Raw genomic sequence first — 13254 nt, forward strand, 5'->3', positions numbered from 1 at the left:
ATCTGCCAGCGGGCATCGACAATGTCGGCCACACAATTGGTGCGAGAGTTCCCCAACCGGGGCCCTGCCTCCAGCGATGCGCAACAATGATGTCGCTCCTGAGAGTTCTCCTGTGTTGAGGTGGAAGGAAGCGTAGCTAATTCAGCAAGCGATCAGGTTGCGCTGTGCGGCTCCACCTCTTGGCCGATTGCCCAAAGGAAGGCGGCCATTTCCCGGGCGATGGCCACGGTGACGACTGCCTGGCGTTTGCCGCGTGCCATCAGCTTGCGATAGCGAGCGCAGAGTCTGACTTGGGCTTTCCAGGCGATGTCGCACACCGCTTTCGTCAGGCCGGCCTGCCGCTCCTGCAGTAGGCGGCTCATCCGGGCGGGGAAGCGGTAGGTCCAGGCGCCCTCAATGAGCACGCGGCGCGCCCGGCCATTACCAGCTTTGGTGATGCTGCCCCGCCGGATGCGTTCTCCCGTAGAGTTTTCGCAGGGCACCAGGCCAAGATACGCCATCAGTTGGCGCGGGCTGTCGAAGCGGCGCACGTCGCCGATTTCGGTGACGAAGGTGACCGCGGTCAGGAAGGCGACGCCGCGTAGCGCTTGGTAGGCGGCGATCACTGGAGCCATGGACCATGAACTCACCGCCTCGGCAACCTGGTCGTCCAGACGCTTCAGACGGATCTCGGCGGCCTCGATCGCTTGGCGATACTCGGCCAGCACGAGATACTGCGCCGGATGCTCGAAGCGTTGCTCGCACAGCCATCGTGTATGCGCCTTGGTCCACGCTTGACGGCCGGTGAAGACCCGGCCGTGACGGAGCAGGAAGGACTGCAAGCGTTGACGGGCCCGCCGCAGATCTTCCATCGCGGCTTCCCGGGCACGTACCAGTTCTCGCACCGCCTCGTGCTCCGGATCCGGTACCCAGACCGCGGTCAGCTCTCCTGCACGATGCAGCTTGGCCAGGGTCAGCGCATCACGGCGGTTGGTCTTGACCCGTTCTCCAGGCCGCTTCGGGATCAGTGATGGTGCAACCACGATGCAGTCGTGGCCAAGCCGTGTGATCTGACGATGGAGACCGTAGCCGGTCGGGCCGGCTTCGTAGCAAAAGGCGAGGCCCCGGTGCCTTTTGGCGAGCTTCGTTATCAATCGCTCCACCGCATCAGGCGTGCTGTCGATCTCGCCGATGAAGCGCACGTCGCCATCGCGCCCCGCCTCGGCTACGGCTACCGAGATCTTCAGCTTCGACGTATCCAGTCCCACGTAGATTTTGCTATCCTGCCGCACGGCTCGTCCTCCTATGCGAGAGGCTCGGCGTCGGCCCACCCGGCGCAACCCTCGCTCATCGCATATTGCGGACGAGCCACCTCTCGGACAACGAACATACGGTCTGCCAGTCGCTGGTCTCGGTAACGTTGGCGTCGCGCGAGGTACCCGTGATGGTGGGCCTGCGGCTATTCCTACCCGAGAGTTGGACAGATGATCGTGAGCGCATGGCGCGGGCCGGTGTGCCGAAGGATAGACAGACTGCACTGACAAAGCCGGAAATCGCGATCGCGGAGATCGACCGCGTCATCGCCTCCGGTGCACGTTTTGGCTGTGTGCTTGCCGATTCAGGGTACGGCTCCAGCGGGACTTTCCGTCAGGCTTTGAGCGAGCGCGGTCTGTTGTGGGCGGTGGGTCTGTCGCGACGCCAGAACGTTTATCCCACCGACGTTGCCTTGATCTTCCCTGTCGCGAAGGCCGGAAAGCGCCGCAAATACCACATTCCAGATCAGCCCCCTGTCGCTGCTGAAGCGATGTTGGCCAAAGGAAAATGGCGAAGGGTCAGTTGGCGGCGGGGCACCAAAGGTCGACTGACATGTCTCTTCGCGGCCCGCCGTGTCCGCGTTGCGGATGGCCATAAGCACCGCATGCTCGATAATCGGGTGCAGTGCATGCCGGGCGACGAGGTCTGGCTCGTCGGCGAACGCCGGTCGACTGGCGAGCAAAAATACTATGTGTCGAACCTACCGGCCGATGCGAGCCTCAAGATGCTCGTCGCCACGATCAAAGCCAGATGGGTCTGTGAGCAGGCCCATCAGCAGCTCAAGGAGGAGCTTGGCCTCGACCACTTCGAAGGGAGATCCTGGACGGGGTTACACCGACACGCCTTGATGACCATGATCGCCTACGCCTTCCTCCAATCCCGCCGCCTCAAAGCAGCGGGACGAAAAAAAAAGAATCGCCGGACCGCCGCCACAGCCGAGCATGCCGGCCGTCAGGCAAGCCATCCTCGACCTCTTCGCGCAGCCTCCACCCCGGCGATGCCCGCACTGTGAGAAACTCCTCGTCGATCCAAGCAAAACTAAACTGCCAGAGTAGTGCTAGTACCTCGTCACACTGATTATGACTGGTTGATTCCGAGCCAGTTCAGGATGGGCAGGTCTTTCGGAGCCACGAGGATTTGGATGCTTCGAGCGACGCCGGGTTGGCGCCGGATGAGACCATTTCGTTCGAGGGTCACGATCATCTGGTGGACCGAAGGCGGGCTGACTTGAAAGTGGCGCTGCATGTCGGTCTCGGCGGGCGGGCGTCGGAACATGTGCGCGTAGGTGTAGATGAAGGCCAGGTACTGGCCCTGCTTTTCGGTGAAGCCTTGAGGGCTGAGGCTGCGAGCGGCGCCTGATTTTCGATTCATTTGTCGATTCGTCCGGTCCTCCGACAAGGAGGTCGCGATGAATGTACGTTATCGGGTCGAATTGAGCCAAGCCGAACGCTGTGAACTCACCGCGATGTTGAGCAAGGGCAAGCGGGCTGCCCGCAAGCTCAAGCGCGCCCAGATATTGCTGGCGGCCGATGCCGGCCGCAGCGATGAAGAGATTGCCCGCGCCGTGGCGGTGGGCGGTTCCACCGTGTACCGGACCAAACGGCGCTTCGTGGAAGGCAATCTGGAGCGGGCGCTGAGCGAGGATCCGCGTCCAGGCGCGGAGCGCAAGCTCACCGGCAAGGAGGAAGCCCTGCTGGTGGCAACGGCTTGCGCAACCCCTCCCGAGGGTCGCGCCCGCTGGACGCTGGAGCTTTTGGCCGACGCCATGGTCAGGCTCACCGACCACGAGAGCCTGTCGGGCGAGACGGTGCGCCGGCGGCTGGCCGAAAACGGCCTCAAGCCGTGGCGCAAGGATATGTGGTGCATTCCAAAGGTCGATGGCGAATATGTCGCCCGCATGGAAGACGTGCTCGACCTATATGCCGAGGCGCCTGATCCCGACCGGCCGGTGGTCTGCTTCGACGAGAGCCCGGTCCAGCTCATCGGCGAGGTTCGCGAGCCGATCCCCGCCGAGCCGGGCCAACTCGAACGTTACGATTGCGAGTATCGCCGCAACGGCACCGTCAATCTCTTCGTCTGCATCGACGTGCATCGGCCATGGCGCAAAGTCAAAGTCACAGAGCGACGGGCGGCAGAAGATTACGCCCAGTGCATGCGCGAACTCGTCGATGTTCATTATCCCGACGCCGGGTGCATCCGCGTCGTGCAGGACAATCTGTCGACCCACTCCGTAGGCTCCCTCTATGAGGCATTCGCGCCTGACGAAGCCCGGCGAATTCTGCGCCGCCTGGAGTTCCACTACACCCCAAAGCACGCCAGTTGGCTCAACATGGTCGAGATCGAGATCGGCGTGCTCCGCGGTCAGTGCCTCGACCGCAGGATCGACGACCCAAACTGGCTCCGCCGCGAAATCGCCGCATGGGAGAAACAACGAAATGCCGCTGGCGCCCGCATCAAATGGATGTTCACGACCGAAAAAGCCCGCGCCAAAATGGGCCGCGCCTATCCCGCAACGTCCAAAGAGTCACAATCACTGTGACGAGGTACTAGTCTTTATGTGTCATGATTTCAGCCAATCATGCAGCTCCGGGCGAGCTCGTCGCACGATGGATAACGTCTCGGATGACTGCACTTAAAATCGCGCGTGAGACGAATGCCTTTCACTTATTGACTTCGATGCATTTGGCGGGCGCATCGCGTCAAGATCTCCGTCAACATGTTATGCTTCTGGTCGCATTTGCGTAGACGCTTAGCGACCACCGAGCCGATGCCTCTGCCGGCCGCATACGATGCATGAATTGGCCGGTTCGTGCCACCGATTGTCGCGGTCAGTAGCGCTCGGGGCAGTAAGGTGAAATATCGACGAAGGGTTTCTCACCGCTCATCAGCTCGGCGACGAGACGCCCGGTGGTTGGGCCCAGAGTGAACCCTTGAGCACCATGTCCGAAATGCAGCCACAGGCCGCGCTGGCGTGGCGCGCGGCCGAGCACCGGCAACATGTCAGGCATGCACGGCCGAGTGCCGAGCCAAGGCTCGAGCTCGACAGGACGGCCAAGATCGAGCAGCTTGCGGGCAGCCTGTTCTGCGCGCGTAAGCTGCGTGACGTCCGGTTTACCGCCGGGCGCGGCTAGTTCGGCTCCTGTCGCGATACGCATGCCCTTTGTCATCGGCGCCAAGACATAACCATTCGCAGCATCATGGAGCGGCAAGTCGAGCCTACTTCCGTCTGCATAATGCCGATGGTAACCGCGCTTACGCACCATTGGAAACCGATAACCAAACCGTTTCAGCAAACCCGGCGACCACGGCCCGAGCGCAACAACCGCCGCTTCAGCCTCGATTCGTCCATCGTTCGTCGCCACCGACCAGCCGCCGCCGTTGATCTCTGAAAGGCTCCGTGCGTCGCCGCGGAGAATGCACCCGCCCAATCGGGTGAAGAGTCTAGCGTAAGCCGAAACCAGCTCCCCAGGGTCGGATGCCGTCCACGGCTCAAGCCAATGCAACCCGCCAATGCCAGTGTCGACGAGTGAAGGTTCAGCCTGCTGCAGGTCGCTCGAAGTCATGATACCGAACTTCACGCCATAGGCCTCGCGCAAGGCGTCGGCCGCCGCGACATCCGCTTCGAAAGCCGCCTGATCGCGATGCAGCACTCGATAACCGTTGCGACGGATAAGATTGGCGGCCCCGGCTTCCCGGATCAGATGCTCGTGCTCCGGCGCCGCACAGGCAATAATTTGCGCATAAACCGCCGAAACGCGCGCATGTCGCGCAGGGAATGAGTGCCACCAATAGCGGAGCAGCGGACCTAGATGATGTGGCAGCGCGGAAAGGCGATAGCGCACGTCGTTGGTTTGGCCAGTCGCGATCTTGGCGAGTTCATCCCAACCGTGCGGCATAGGATGCGGCCGCAGCGCCTCACTTTGGATGATTCCAGCATTGCCATAGCTCGTTTCGCGGCCCGGCTCCTTGCGGTCTATTAGCGCGACGGTCCAGCCGCGGCGTTGCAGGTGTATGGCTGTGGCCACACCGACTATGCCGGCACCGAGAACGATTGCGCTTTTCATGGCCTAGATTCGTCTCTTGTCTACTCTTATGAAAGTCGGCGTCACCCAAGCGCGAAATCAGGTGCTCGACAATAGAGGCTTGCTGGAGAGCCTCGCGATATCGAGCGCCGACGGCTGCGGAGATTGCGACGCGACGGCGGTCCGAAATCAAGCTTGTCGCCGATCGAGCCAAGCGCAGCCGAGCCGGCGCCTGCCGGCCGATACAGGACATCTTCCTCGCTTAAAGGATTAGGCCAGGTTCGGCGTTCTCGTCGAGCGGCCAGATCGGACGCTTGATGCGGTTGAAAGCGATCTTGCGATAGTCGCGCGGCAAAGGCCCATCACTATCGATATAGATGACCTTTTTCGCGATCGGGCCATAAGCTGCCATGAAATGGTTGCTCGACTTCACCACGACGATCCTCTTCGCGAGCGGCTCGATGCCGACATTACGGAATAGTTCGAGGCCGAAGGCCTGCGTCCGCCTGCTGTTGAGCACGAAGTCGACACCACCAACCCGCACCGCGGCACAATCCCCAAGCGGGACTCTGCCCGGACCGAAGTTCTGCCAGCACTCGCGCTTCAACCTGAGCACAGTTACCGTGGCGTCGATCGGTGCGCCGGAAGTCGGACCGATCTTGCCACCGAAACGCAACGGGATCTCGGCCCCCTCGCCCGCGTTGCAGCAGAGCTGGACAGCGATCGGATCCCAAATCGGTCCAACCGCTGCGTTATCAAGTTTGTGCTCAATGAGGTAGCGTAGGATGGTCGTGTTGTCAGAAGGTGCACCGCCGCCGGCGTTGTCAGTTGTATCTGCGATCACGACTGGCGCCTCGTCGCACTCGATGGCAGCACCAATCCCGTCCTCGACGGAATAATGTTGCGGCCAAGTCTTGCCGCGCATCGAGATGAATTCCGTGCCGATCTTGGTCGCGAGCGCGTCGCCGATCCACTTGTTATCGTCCGTGACGACCAGAACGCGGCTCGACATCTCCGGTACGTCGGCCAAGGGGAAGCCATAAGCGATCGAGATCGAGAGGACGCCGTCCTTGCCTTCCATCGCCTTGATCCGGTCGATGAACCCGCGCATAAGCGGCTCAGTTGTGGGATAGCTCTCTGGGATTTGCCGACAATCATAGAGTGACATGATCGGCTTCACCTGGCGACGTATCGTCTTGAGGACAATGTCGAGTAAGGCCTCGGCGCACTCCACTACGTCAGTATGTGGATATTCCTTGTAGAGGACGATGACGTCGGCAAACTCCACCCGCTTCATAGTCAGATGGCAGTGCGGGTCAAGTTCCACGCCGATCACGCATTTCGGCCCGACGAGTGCGCGCACGCGTTCCACTATGTCGCCTTCGACATCGTCATAGCCATGCGCCACCATGGCACCATGAAGGCCCAGCAGCACGCCGTCGACCGGCAGCGCCGCCTTGAGCTGCCCCAGGATTTCGTCGCGCATAAACTCGTAGTCGCGCTGGTTCGTGGTGCCAGCAGGTTCGGCGGCGAAGCAGCTCCCTTCGATGAGGGTAAAGCCATCGGCAGCCGCCCGGCGCCGCGCCACCCAGAGCGGATACGTGGACGAGCGCGGCGTCTCATGCGGGTGCTCGCCCGGCCGCATGAAAACGCCTTCCTTGAAGGCATCAAGGCTGGTCGGGAGAGGCGAGAAGGTATTTGTTTCGGTCGCGATCGTGGCGGCAAACAAGCGCATCGAATTCTCCTTGACCAATCTGCTCGACAATTTGCCACGAGCTTGTTTGTGCAATTGAGCATTTTCCTCATTGTTAGCGCGACGATCCTGCAATCTAAGCCGCTTCTCGCCGAAATTCGAAACGGCGCGCGCACACACAGGCAACCGGCCTCCATCTGCCACGGACACCAAAGCACACTTCGATCGGCAACGCTCGAACGTGAGCGGCCCGCTTGGGTGACTAGAATGGGCTCGCCGCGCGGGGCGATCACAGAGGAAGTCCGCAACGCGGCTGGCGCATGCCCTACCGAATCTCGTCAGCCGTTAAAGACAACGACTTTGCCATTGATCAACATCGATCCTCGAGGAGCCGGCAAACGACCCGCGCGAGTACGCGCCGTTCGATGTCCCGTCCCTTCCGGACCAGATCGTCTGGGTGCCGCGGGGTGAGATCCGTTCGACATCTTGCTTGGTGATAGGTCCCTCGTCGAGATCAGAGGTCACCTAATGTGCTGTCGCGCGGATCGATTTGACGCCGCGCTCGTGATCCTGGTGATAGAGCGTGGCCCTACGGGAATAGCCCACGCGTTTCCTTTGCTCGGCGCACACGCTCCACACCGATCGCCATAGCTGCGGTTCGGTTGAACACGTCGTCTTTCCTGCTGCGAGCCTGCACTTCCTCAAAGGCTCGGTCCAACACCTGATACTCGCGCCGCATAACTTCCTCCTCTTCCCAGAATAATCGCTGGAGGTCCTGCACCCATTCAAAGTAGCTGACCACTACTCCTCCTGCATTGCATAAAATGTCCGGGATCAGAAAGATCTCGTCGCGGCGTTGTTCCAGGACCAAATCGGCTTGAGGCGTGGTGGGGCCGTTAGCGCCTTCGGCGAGGATACGACAGCGCACGCTACTGGCCAGCTTCGCGTCAATCACGCGTTCGAGGGCGGCGGGGACAAGTATATCACAGGGCAAGGATAGGATCTCCGTCGGATCCAAATCGACCTCGTTGGAGTACCCCTCCAAGCTCCCTCGCGCAGCAGCATGTTCGATCAGTTCCGGGATATTGAGACCCTCGGGCCGATAGAGCCCCCCAGTGTGATCGTTTACAGCGATGACCTTGACGCCCTTGTTGTGCAGTTCCAGCGCGGCGATCGAACCGACGTTGCCGAAGCCCTGGACGACGGCCGTAGCACCACTGAGGCGGATGTTCAGCTCATCCGCGGCACGATGAATCAAATGCGCTACGCCTCGCCCAGTCGCTTCGCGCCTACCCAGCGTTCCGCCCGCGCTCACCGGCTTGCCCGTGACGATCTCGGCGACTGTTTGTCCTTGGTACATCGAGTATGTGTCCATGAACCAGGCCATTATTTGCTCGTTCGTGCCCATATCGGGCGCCATCACGTCGGTGTGCGGTCCAACGAATGGGATCATTTCCTGCATGTATCGACGTGAAAGAGCTTCGAGTTCACGCCTGGACAAGCTCAGCGGCTCGACAGTGATGCCGCCCTTCGCGCCACCATACGGCAGCCGGACCAACGCGCACTTCCAGCTCATCCAGATCGCGAGCGCCGCCACTTCTCCAAGATCGACGCTCGTCGCGAATCGAGTGCCTCCCTTCGTGGGCCCAAGCGTTAGATGATGTTGCACGCGATAGCCCTCGAAGACGGCCGTTGTGCCATCGTCGCGGTGAATCGGACAGGAGACCGCGACCGCTCGTTTCGGCATCAATAGTCGTGTCCTGGCATCGTCCGGTATGGACAGATAATCAGCGATCACGTCGAATTGCTTTACGGCCATGTCAAAAACTGGCCCACTGTACGCGGACATATCGGCTCCTTAACCACAAGTTGATCTAACTCGCTCACCAAGGACGCTCGCATGCGCAGAGCCGCTCTGGGTTGCGCGCCGCAGGGCGGCAACCGAGGGGTTCACACTTATCGAGGGGAGCTGCTTCGTGGCTACGCCAGCCGGCGCCACGAACCGGGATGCGTACGAGTTCATGCGCGGTCAAATCCTGGGCGAGCTCAAGGTGGCGATGCATCTCGACGGTGTGCTTCTAGGCCGGCGTGGCTTGAGGATGCTTGCCAGGCCGCAGGTAGATGCTCTCTCTAAAGCAGCCTCGGCTGGGCGGAAAGGCGAGAAGGTATTGGTTTCCATGGCGAGGGTGGCAGCGGACAAGCGCATGGACGGGCACTCCAACTTTGCAGAAATATACGCCGGAAGGCGGAGGGATCGGCAGCGAAGTAACGTCCCTTCCCTGGGTTATCGAGCGCCAGTCAGTGTGCTCTCGCTGACTTCTGACGTATCGATCGGAATTCAGCGATACCCATTCGTCCCCAAGATGCCGCCAAATAATTTGGGGCTATTCCACTGGAGTGAGTGGGGAATTGGCCGAAGTGACGGTCGGCGCCTGGACGCCAGGAGCTGGCGCGCGCACATGACAAGCGACTGTACGGCCATCTGCCATAGGGACTAAAGGCGGCAGCTCGATCCGGCAACGCTCGACCGCGAGCGGGCAGCGCGGGTGAAATGCACACCCGGCCGGAGGATTGATGGGACTGGGTACCTCTCCCTCCACAAGCACCTCCGGGCGGGCTCGCGTCGGATCCGGCACCGGTGCCGCTGCTATCAGCGCCTCGGTGTACGGGTGGACCGGCTTGGCGAAGAGCGCCTCGCACTGCGCGAGCTCCACGATTCGTCCCAAATACATGACCGCCACGCGGTGAGCGATATGCTCGACTACGCTAAGGTCGTGTGAGATAAAGACGAAAGCAATGCCCATTTGGTCCTGGAGATCCATGAGCAGGTTTAGGATCTGCGCTTGGACCGAGACGTCTAAGGCTGAAACCGCCTCGTCAGCAATGATCACCGATGGCTGGAGAGCCAACGCCCGCGCGATGCCGAGCCGTTGCCGCTGGCCTCCTGACAACTCGGACGGAAGCCGCTCCATCATCTCAGGGGACATACCGACTTTTCGAAGAAGATCGGCGGCAAGGGCTTGACGCTGCACTCGGTTGAGCCGCTCAAAGTTTTCCACCGGTTCGGTAATGATTTGGGCGACATTCAGCCGCGGGTTCAGCGATGAGTACGGATCTTGAAATACCATCTGCATCCGCCGGCGCCACGCGCGAAGGGCGTCCTTCGTGAGACCCGCGATGTCGGTCCCCTCGATCAGTACACGTCCGGCAGTTGGCTCCACGAGCCGCATCAAGAGTCGCGCGACGGTGGACTTGCCACAGCCGGATTCACCAACGATGCAAAACGTCTCGCCCGATTCCACGGAAAAGGACAGATCCTCGACCGCTCGGACGAGAACAGCTCTCTTCAGGATCCCAGCACCAATCGAATAATGCTTTGTCAGATTCTCAACTTTCAGCAGAGGATCACTCATGCGCCGCCACCTCCTCGGCCCGCCAGCAGGCCGCAGTGTGGCCCGGCAGTACATCGCGTAGGCTCGGGGCTCTCTCTCGACAAATGTCGCTCACAAACGAGCAACGAGGCGCAAAGCTGCACCCCACAGTGGGCTCGCGCAGGCTAGGCACAATGCCCGGAATTTCAGGAAGTCGTCGCCGCCGGCCGTGGCGCCGATCAGGAACCGATCGCATGAGGGCTTGGGTGTAGGGATGCGTGGGTCGCGCGAACAGGTCAACTACAGTTGCCTGCTCAACGATTCGGCCAGCATACATAACGATAACGCGTTGGCATGTCTCGGCGACAACACCTAGATCATGGGTGATGAACATGACTGCCGTCCCCATGCGCTCTTTCAACTCGATGATCAGCCGCAGGATCTGGGCCTGGATCGTGACGTCAAGAGCAGTCGTGGGCTCGTCTGCAATCAACAATTCCGGGGAGCAGGCAAGGGCCATAGCGATCATGGCACGCTGCCGCATACCACCTGACATTTCATACGGATAGTTCCGAATACGACGCTCGGGGTCTGCGATTCGGACCAGATTGAGCAATTCCAGAGACCTGGCCATCGCAGCTGACCGAGATGCCCCCGTGTGAATCTGTACCGCTTCTGCTATCTGGCGACCTACGGTCTGAACTGGATTCAAGCTTGTCATCGGCTCTTGAAAGATCATGGCCACCCGATCGCCCCGAATCTTCCGCATCTCCCCTTCAGAGAGTTTCAAGAGGTCACGTCCCTGGAAGCGGATCTCACCCCCGACGGTCTTTGCGGTCGCCTTCGGCAGCAGGCGAAGAATGGATAGGGCGGTAACACTCTTTCCGCATCCAGACTCGCCAACAACGCCGAGTGTTTCGCCACTCTTCACTTGGAACGTGATGCCGCCCAGAGCCCGAGTGACGCTGTCTTCACCGTAAAAATGTGTCTCGAGATCTCGAACATCGAGCAACACGTCGTCTGACGACCCCTTTTGGACTTGCATATCAGCGCCTCCGCTTTTGGCGGGGATCGAACAAGTCGCGCAAACCATCCCCAAGCAGGTTCACCGCGAGGATCGTGACGATTAAGCCTATGCCAGGAGCGAAAACGGTCCATGGAGCGATCGCGAGATACAAGCGAGAAGTTGAGATCATGTTGCCCCAGCTGGGTATGTCTGGCGGCACTCCCACACCTAGGAAGCTCAGCCCAGCCTCGGTCAGAATCGCAGTGGCGCAGAGATTGGCGCTTTGCACCATAAGCGCGGGCACGGTGCTCGGAATTACATGTCGCCACAGGACTCTCGGCTGACGTGCACCACCACAGATAGCGGCCTCCACATAGGGACGCTCCCGAACGCTAAGAACCAACGAGCGAACCAGCCGTGTGACACTTGGCATCTCAGGAATCGCGATCGCGATGATGAGAATGCCGATGCCCGGGGACGTTAGAGATATCAACGCGATGGCCAACAAGATCGTTGGGATCGACATGAGACCGTCCATGACCCGCATGATGATATTGTCGAAGGGGCGATTGTAGCCAGCGATCACACCAATCAGAACGCCACAAATAGTTGCTGTCCCTGCCGCTAATAATCCAACCACGAGAGAGATCCGAGCACCAAACGCCGTTCGTGCAAACACATCGCGGCCAAGATTATCAGTTCCAAGCCACATCTCCGCTGAAGGAGGTTGAAGGCTCTTGGCTGGATCCATGTTCAGTGGGTCGCCAGCGTAAAGCGGTGCGGCGATCGCGAGGATAACCAACAGCGACAACAGGCAGCCGCCTACATAGATCAGCGGATGTCTCCCCACCAAACGAGCCAGAGCAGATGCTTTTGGCCAGCCGCTCGGAACGATTTCAACTGTTGCTGAGGTCAAGGTCATGTCAGTAGCGGATGCGAGGATCGATTAAGGTGTACGACAGATCGACCAGAAGATTGATGAGGACGTACAGGCCCGAGACAAGGATGAGCACGCCTTGGATGATGGGATAGTCGCGATTGTTGATCGCATCGACGACCAGGCGTCCGACGCCAGGTATGTTGAACACGGTTTCTGTTATGACGACACCAGCGATCAGATAAGCGAAGCTTATGCCGATCACGGTGAGTATCGGGACACCAGCATTCCTCAAAGCGTGGCGGAAAAGCATCGAATATGACGAAGCACCTTTAGCGGCGGCCGTTCGCATATAGTCTTCCGACAGCACTTCGAGCATGCTGGCCCGCGTGATCCGGGCAAAGAGAGCAATATAACCAACGCCCAGAGCGGCTGTGGGCAGGATGAGGTGCACGAACCACGGCGCGAACCCTTGTTCGATGGCCCGGTATCCCTGAACTGGCAGCCAATGCGTGGTCACAGCGAACAAGTAGACGAAAAAGTAACTGACAACAAACACCGGGACAGAAAAGCCAAGAGCTGAGAAGGCTGTGAGGAAGCGATCAATGAAACCGCCCGCTCGCCAAGCGGCAAAGATGCCCAGGGCAACTCCGGTTGTCACCGAAAAGACCATCGTCAGGATTGACAGCGAGATGGTCGGCTCTATCCGCTGCGAGATCAGTTGGAGAACCGGCCGCCCGGCAAAAATCGAGGTCCCCAAATTGCCTCGGAAGATGTCCAGCGCCCAATGTACGAATTGAATTGGCAGAGCATCGTCGAGCCCCAGCTTTTCGCGAATGCCAGCAATCATCTCTGGTGTAGCAGTATCGCCGGCGATGATCATCGCCGGGTCACCTGGCGCCAGCCTGAGGAGCAGAAACACGAAGATCCCGATCATCGCCATGACGGAGACGGCCGAGACCAGTCTGCGAAGAATGTAAGCGGCCATTATC

Annotated in this window: 10 protein-coding genes and 3 pseudogenes; 3 read left to right on the forward strand and 10 right to left on the reverse strand. The window is 60.1% G+C overall.

Features of this window, described 5'->3' with window-relative positions:
- Positions 1 to 152: 152 nt before the first annotated feature.
- Positions 153 to 1271 (reverse strand): IS110 family transposase, encoded by a 1119-nt coding sequence (locus tag NLM31_RS07945; protein WP_254191884.1) that lies wholly within the window; start codon positions 1269 to 1271, stop codon positions 153 to 155.
- Positions 1272 to 1375: 104 nt separating this feature from the next.
- Between NLM31_RS07945 and NLM31_RS07950 the strand changes: the two are divergent.
- A pseudogene (locus NLM31_RS07950) lies at positions 1376 to 2305 on the forward strand (IS701 family transposase); the annotation flags it as partial.
- A gap of 65 nt (positions 2306 to 2370) precedes the next feature.
- Here the strand turns inward: NLM31_RS07950 and NLM31_RS07955 are convergent.
- Positions 2371 to 2664, reverse strand: coding sequence for a LexA family transcriptional regulator (locus NLM31_RS07955; RefSeq protein WP_254128687.1), 294 nt, complete (start codon positions 2662 to 2664; stop codon positions 2371 to 2373).
- Between the two features lie 37 nt (positions 2665 to 2701).
- On the opposite strand from NLM31_RS07955, the gene NLM31_RS07960 reads away from it, so the two are divergent.
- Positions 2702 to 3832, forward strand: coding sequence for an IS630 family transposase (locus NLM31_RS07960; RefSeq protein ID WP_254191295.1), 1131 nt, complete (start codon positions 2702 to 2704; stop codon positions 3830 to 3832).
- A 289-nt stretch (positions 3833 to 4121) separates the two neighbouring features.
- Here the strand turns inward: NLM31_RS07960 and NLM31_RS07965 are convergent, their stop codons facing one another.
- The 4 genes and pseudogenes from NLM31_RS07965 to NLM31_RS07980 all read right to left on the reverse strand — a co-directional run bounded on the left by NLM31_RS07965 (position 4122) and on the right by NLM31_RS07980 (position 8857).
- Entirely contained in the window at positions 4122 to 5357 is a 1236-nt protein-coding gene (locus tag NLM31_RS07965) for an FAD-binding oxidoreductase (RefSeq protein ID WP_254191959.1), read from the reverse strand.
- A gap of 220 nt (positions 5358 to 5577) precedes the next feature.
- Positions 5578 to 7050 carry a M81 family metallopeptidase gene (locus NLM31_RS07970; RefSeq protein WP_254191960.1) on the reverse strand — a complete coding sequence of 491 codons (1473 nt, stop codon included), beginning with the start codon at positions 7048 to 7050 and terminating at the stop codon, positions 5578 to 5580.
- Between the two features lie 296 nt (positions 7051 to 7346).
- Positions 7347 to 7587: pseudogene (purU, locus tag NLM31_RS07975) on the reverse strand (formyltetrahydrofolate deformylase); the annotation flags it as partial.
- Positions 7588 to 7597: 10 nt separating this feature from the next.
- The gene (locus NLM31_RS07980) at positions 7598 to 8857 is read right to left on the reverse strand and encodes a Glu/Leu/Phe/Val dehydrogenase (protein ID WP_254191961.1); all 1260 of its coding nucleotides are present in this window, start codon (positions 8855 to 8857) and stop codon (positions 7598 to 7600) included.
- Between the two features lie 91 nt (positions 8858 to 8948).
- Here NLM31_RS07980 and NLM31_RS43350 point away from each other — a divergent pair.
- Positions 8949 to 9506, forward strand: a pseudogene (locus NLM31_RS43350) (M81 family metallopeptidase); the annotation flags it as partial.
- Here the strand turns inward: NLM31_RS43350 and NLM31_RS07985 are convergent.
- Genes NLM31_RS07985 through NLM31_RS08000 form a run of 4 tightly spaced genes read right to left on the reverse strand, consistent with a single transcriptional unit; the run spans position 9393 to position 13250 of the window.
- Positions 9393 to 10421: an ABC transporter ATP-binding protein gene (locus NLM31_RS07985; protein ID WP_254191962.1), complete on the reverse strand. Its 1029-nt coding sequence runs from the start codon at positions 10419 to 10421 to the stop codon at positions 9393 to 9395. The pseudogene NLM31_RS43350 and the gene NLM31_RS07985 sit on opposite strands and share 114 nt — an antisense overlap.
- Entirely contained in the window at positions 10414 to 11424 is a 1011-nt protein-coding gene (locus NLM31_RS07990) for an ABC transporter ATP-binding protein (RefSeq protein WP_254191963.1), read from the reverse strand. The genes NLM31_RS07985 and NLM31_RS07990 overlap by 8 nt, the downstream gene beginning before the upstream one ends.
- Before the next feature lies 1 nt (position 11425).
- Positions 11426 to 12307, reverse strand: coding sequence for an ABC transporter permease (locus NLM31_RS07995; protein ID WP_254191964.1), 882 nt, complete (start codon positions 12305 to 12307; stop codon positions 11426 to 11428).
- Between the two features lies 1 nt (position 12308).
- A complete protein-coding gene (locus NLM31_RS08000; RefSeq protein WP_254191965.1) occupies positions 12309 to 13250 on the reverse strand; it encodes an ABC transporter permease in 942 nt (313 codons plus the stop codon).
- Positions 13251 to 13254 lie beyond the last annotated feature (4 nt).

This window comes from Bradyrhizobium sp. CCGUVB4N (assembly GCF_024199945.1).
GTDB lineage: Bacteria > Pseudomonadota > Alphaproteobacteria > Rhizobiales > Xanthobacteraceae > Bradyrhizobium.

What these genes read in the sequence shown, in the direction of transcription:
- NLM31_RS07955 (WP_254128687.1), bottom strand. Translation starts at nt 2,664, where the DNA reads ATGAATCGAAAATCAGGCGCCGCTCGCAGCCTCAGCCCTCAAGGCTTC.
- NLM31_RS07960 (WP_254191295.1), top strand. Translation starts at nt 2,702, where the DNA reads ATGAATGTACGTTATCGGGTCGAATTGAGCCAAGCCGAACGCTGTGAA.
- NLM31_RS07965 (WP_254191959.1), bottom strand. Translation starts at nt 5,357, where the DNA reads ATGAAAAGCGCAATCGTTCTCGGTGCCGGCATAGTCGGTGTGGCCACA.
- NLM31_RS07970 (WP_254191960.1), bottom strand. Translation starts at nt 7,050, where the DNA reads ATGCGCTTGTTTGCCGCCACGATCGCGACCGAAACAAATACCTTCTCG.
- NLM31_RS07980 (WP_254191961.1), bottom strand. Translation starts at nt 8,857, where the DNA reads ATGTCCGCGTACAGTGGGCCAGTTTTTGACATGGCCGTAAAGCAATTC.
- NLM31_RS07985 (WP_254191962.1), bottom strand. Translation starts at nt 10,421, where the DNA reads ATGAGTGATCCTCTGCTGAAAGTTGAGAATCTGACAAAGCATTATTCG.
- NLM31_RS07990 (WP_254191963.1), bottom strand. Translation starts at nt 11,424, where the DNA reads ATGCAAGTCCAAAAGGGGTCGTCAGACGACGTGTTGCTCGATGTTCGA.
- NLM31_RS07995 (WP_254191964.1), bottom strand. Translation starts at nt 12,307, where the DNA reads ATGACCTTGACCTCAGCAACAGTTGAAATCGTTCCGAGCGGCTGGCCA.
- NLM31_RS08000 (WP_254191965.1), bottom strand. Translation starts at nt 13,250, where the DNA reads ATGGCCGCTTACATTCTTCGCAGACTGGTCTCGGCCGTCTCCGTCATG.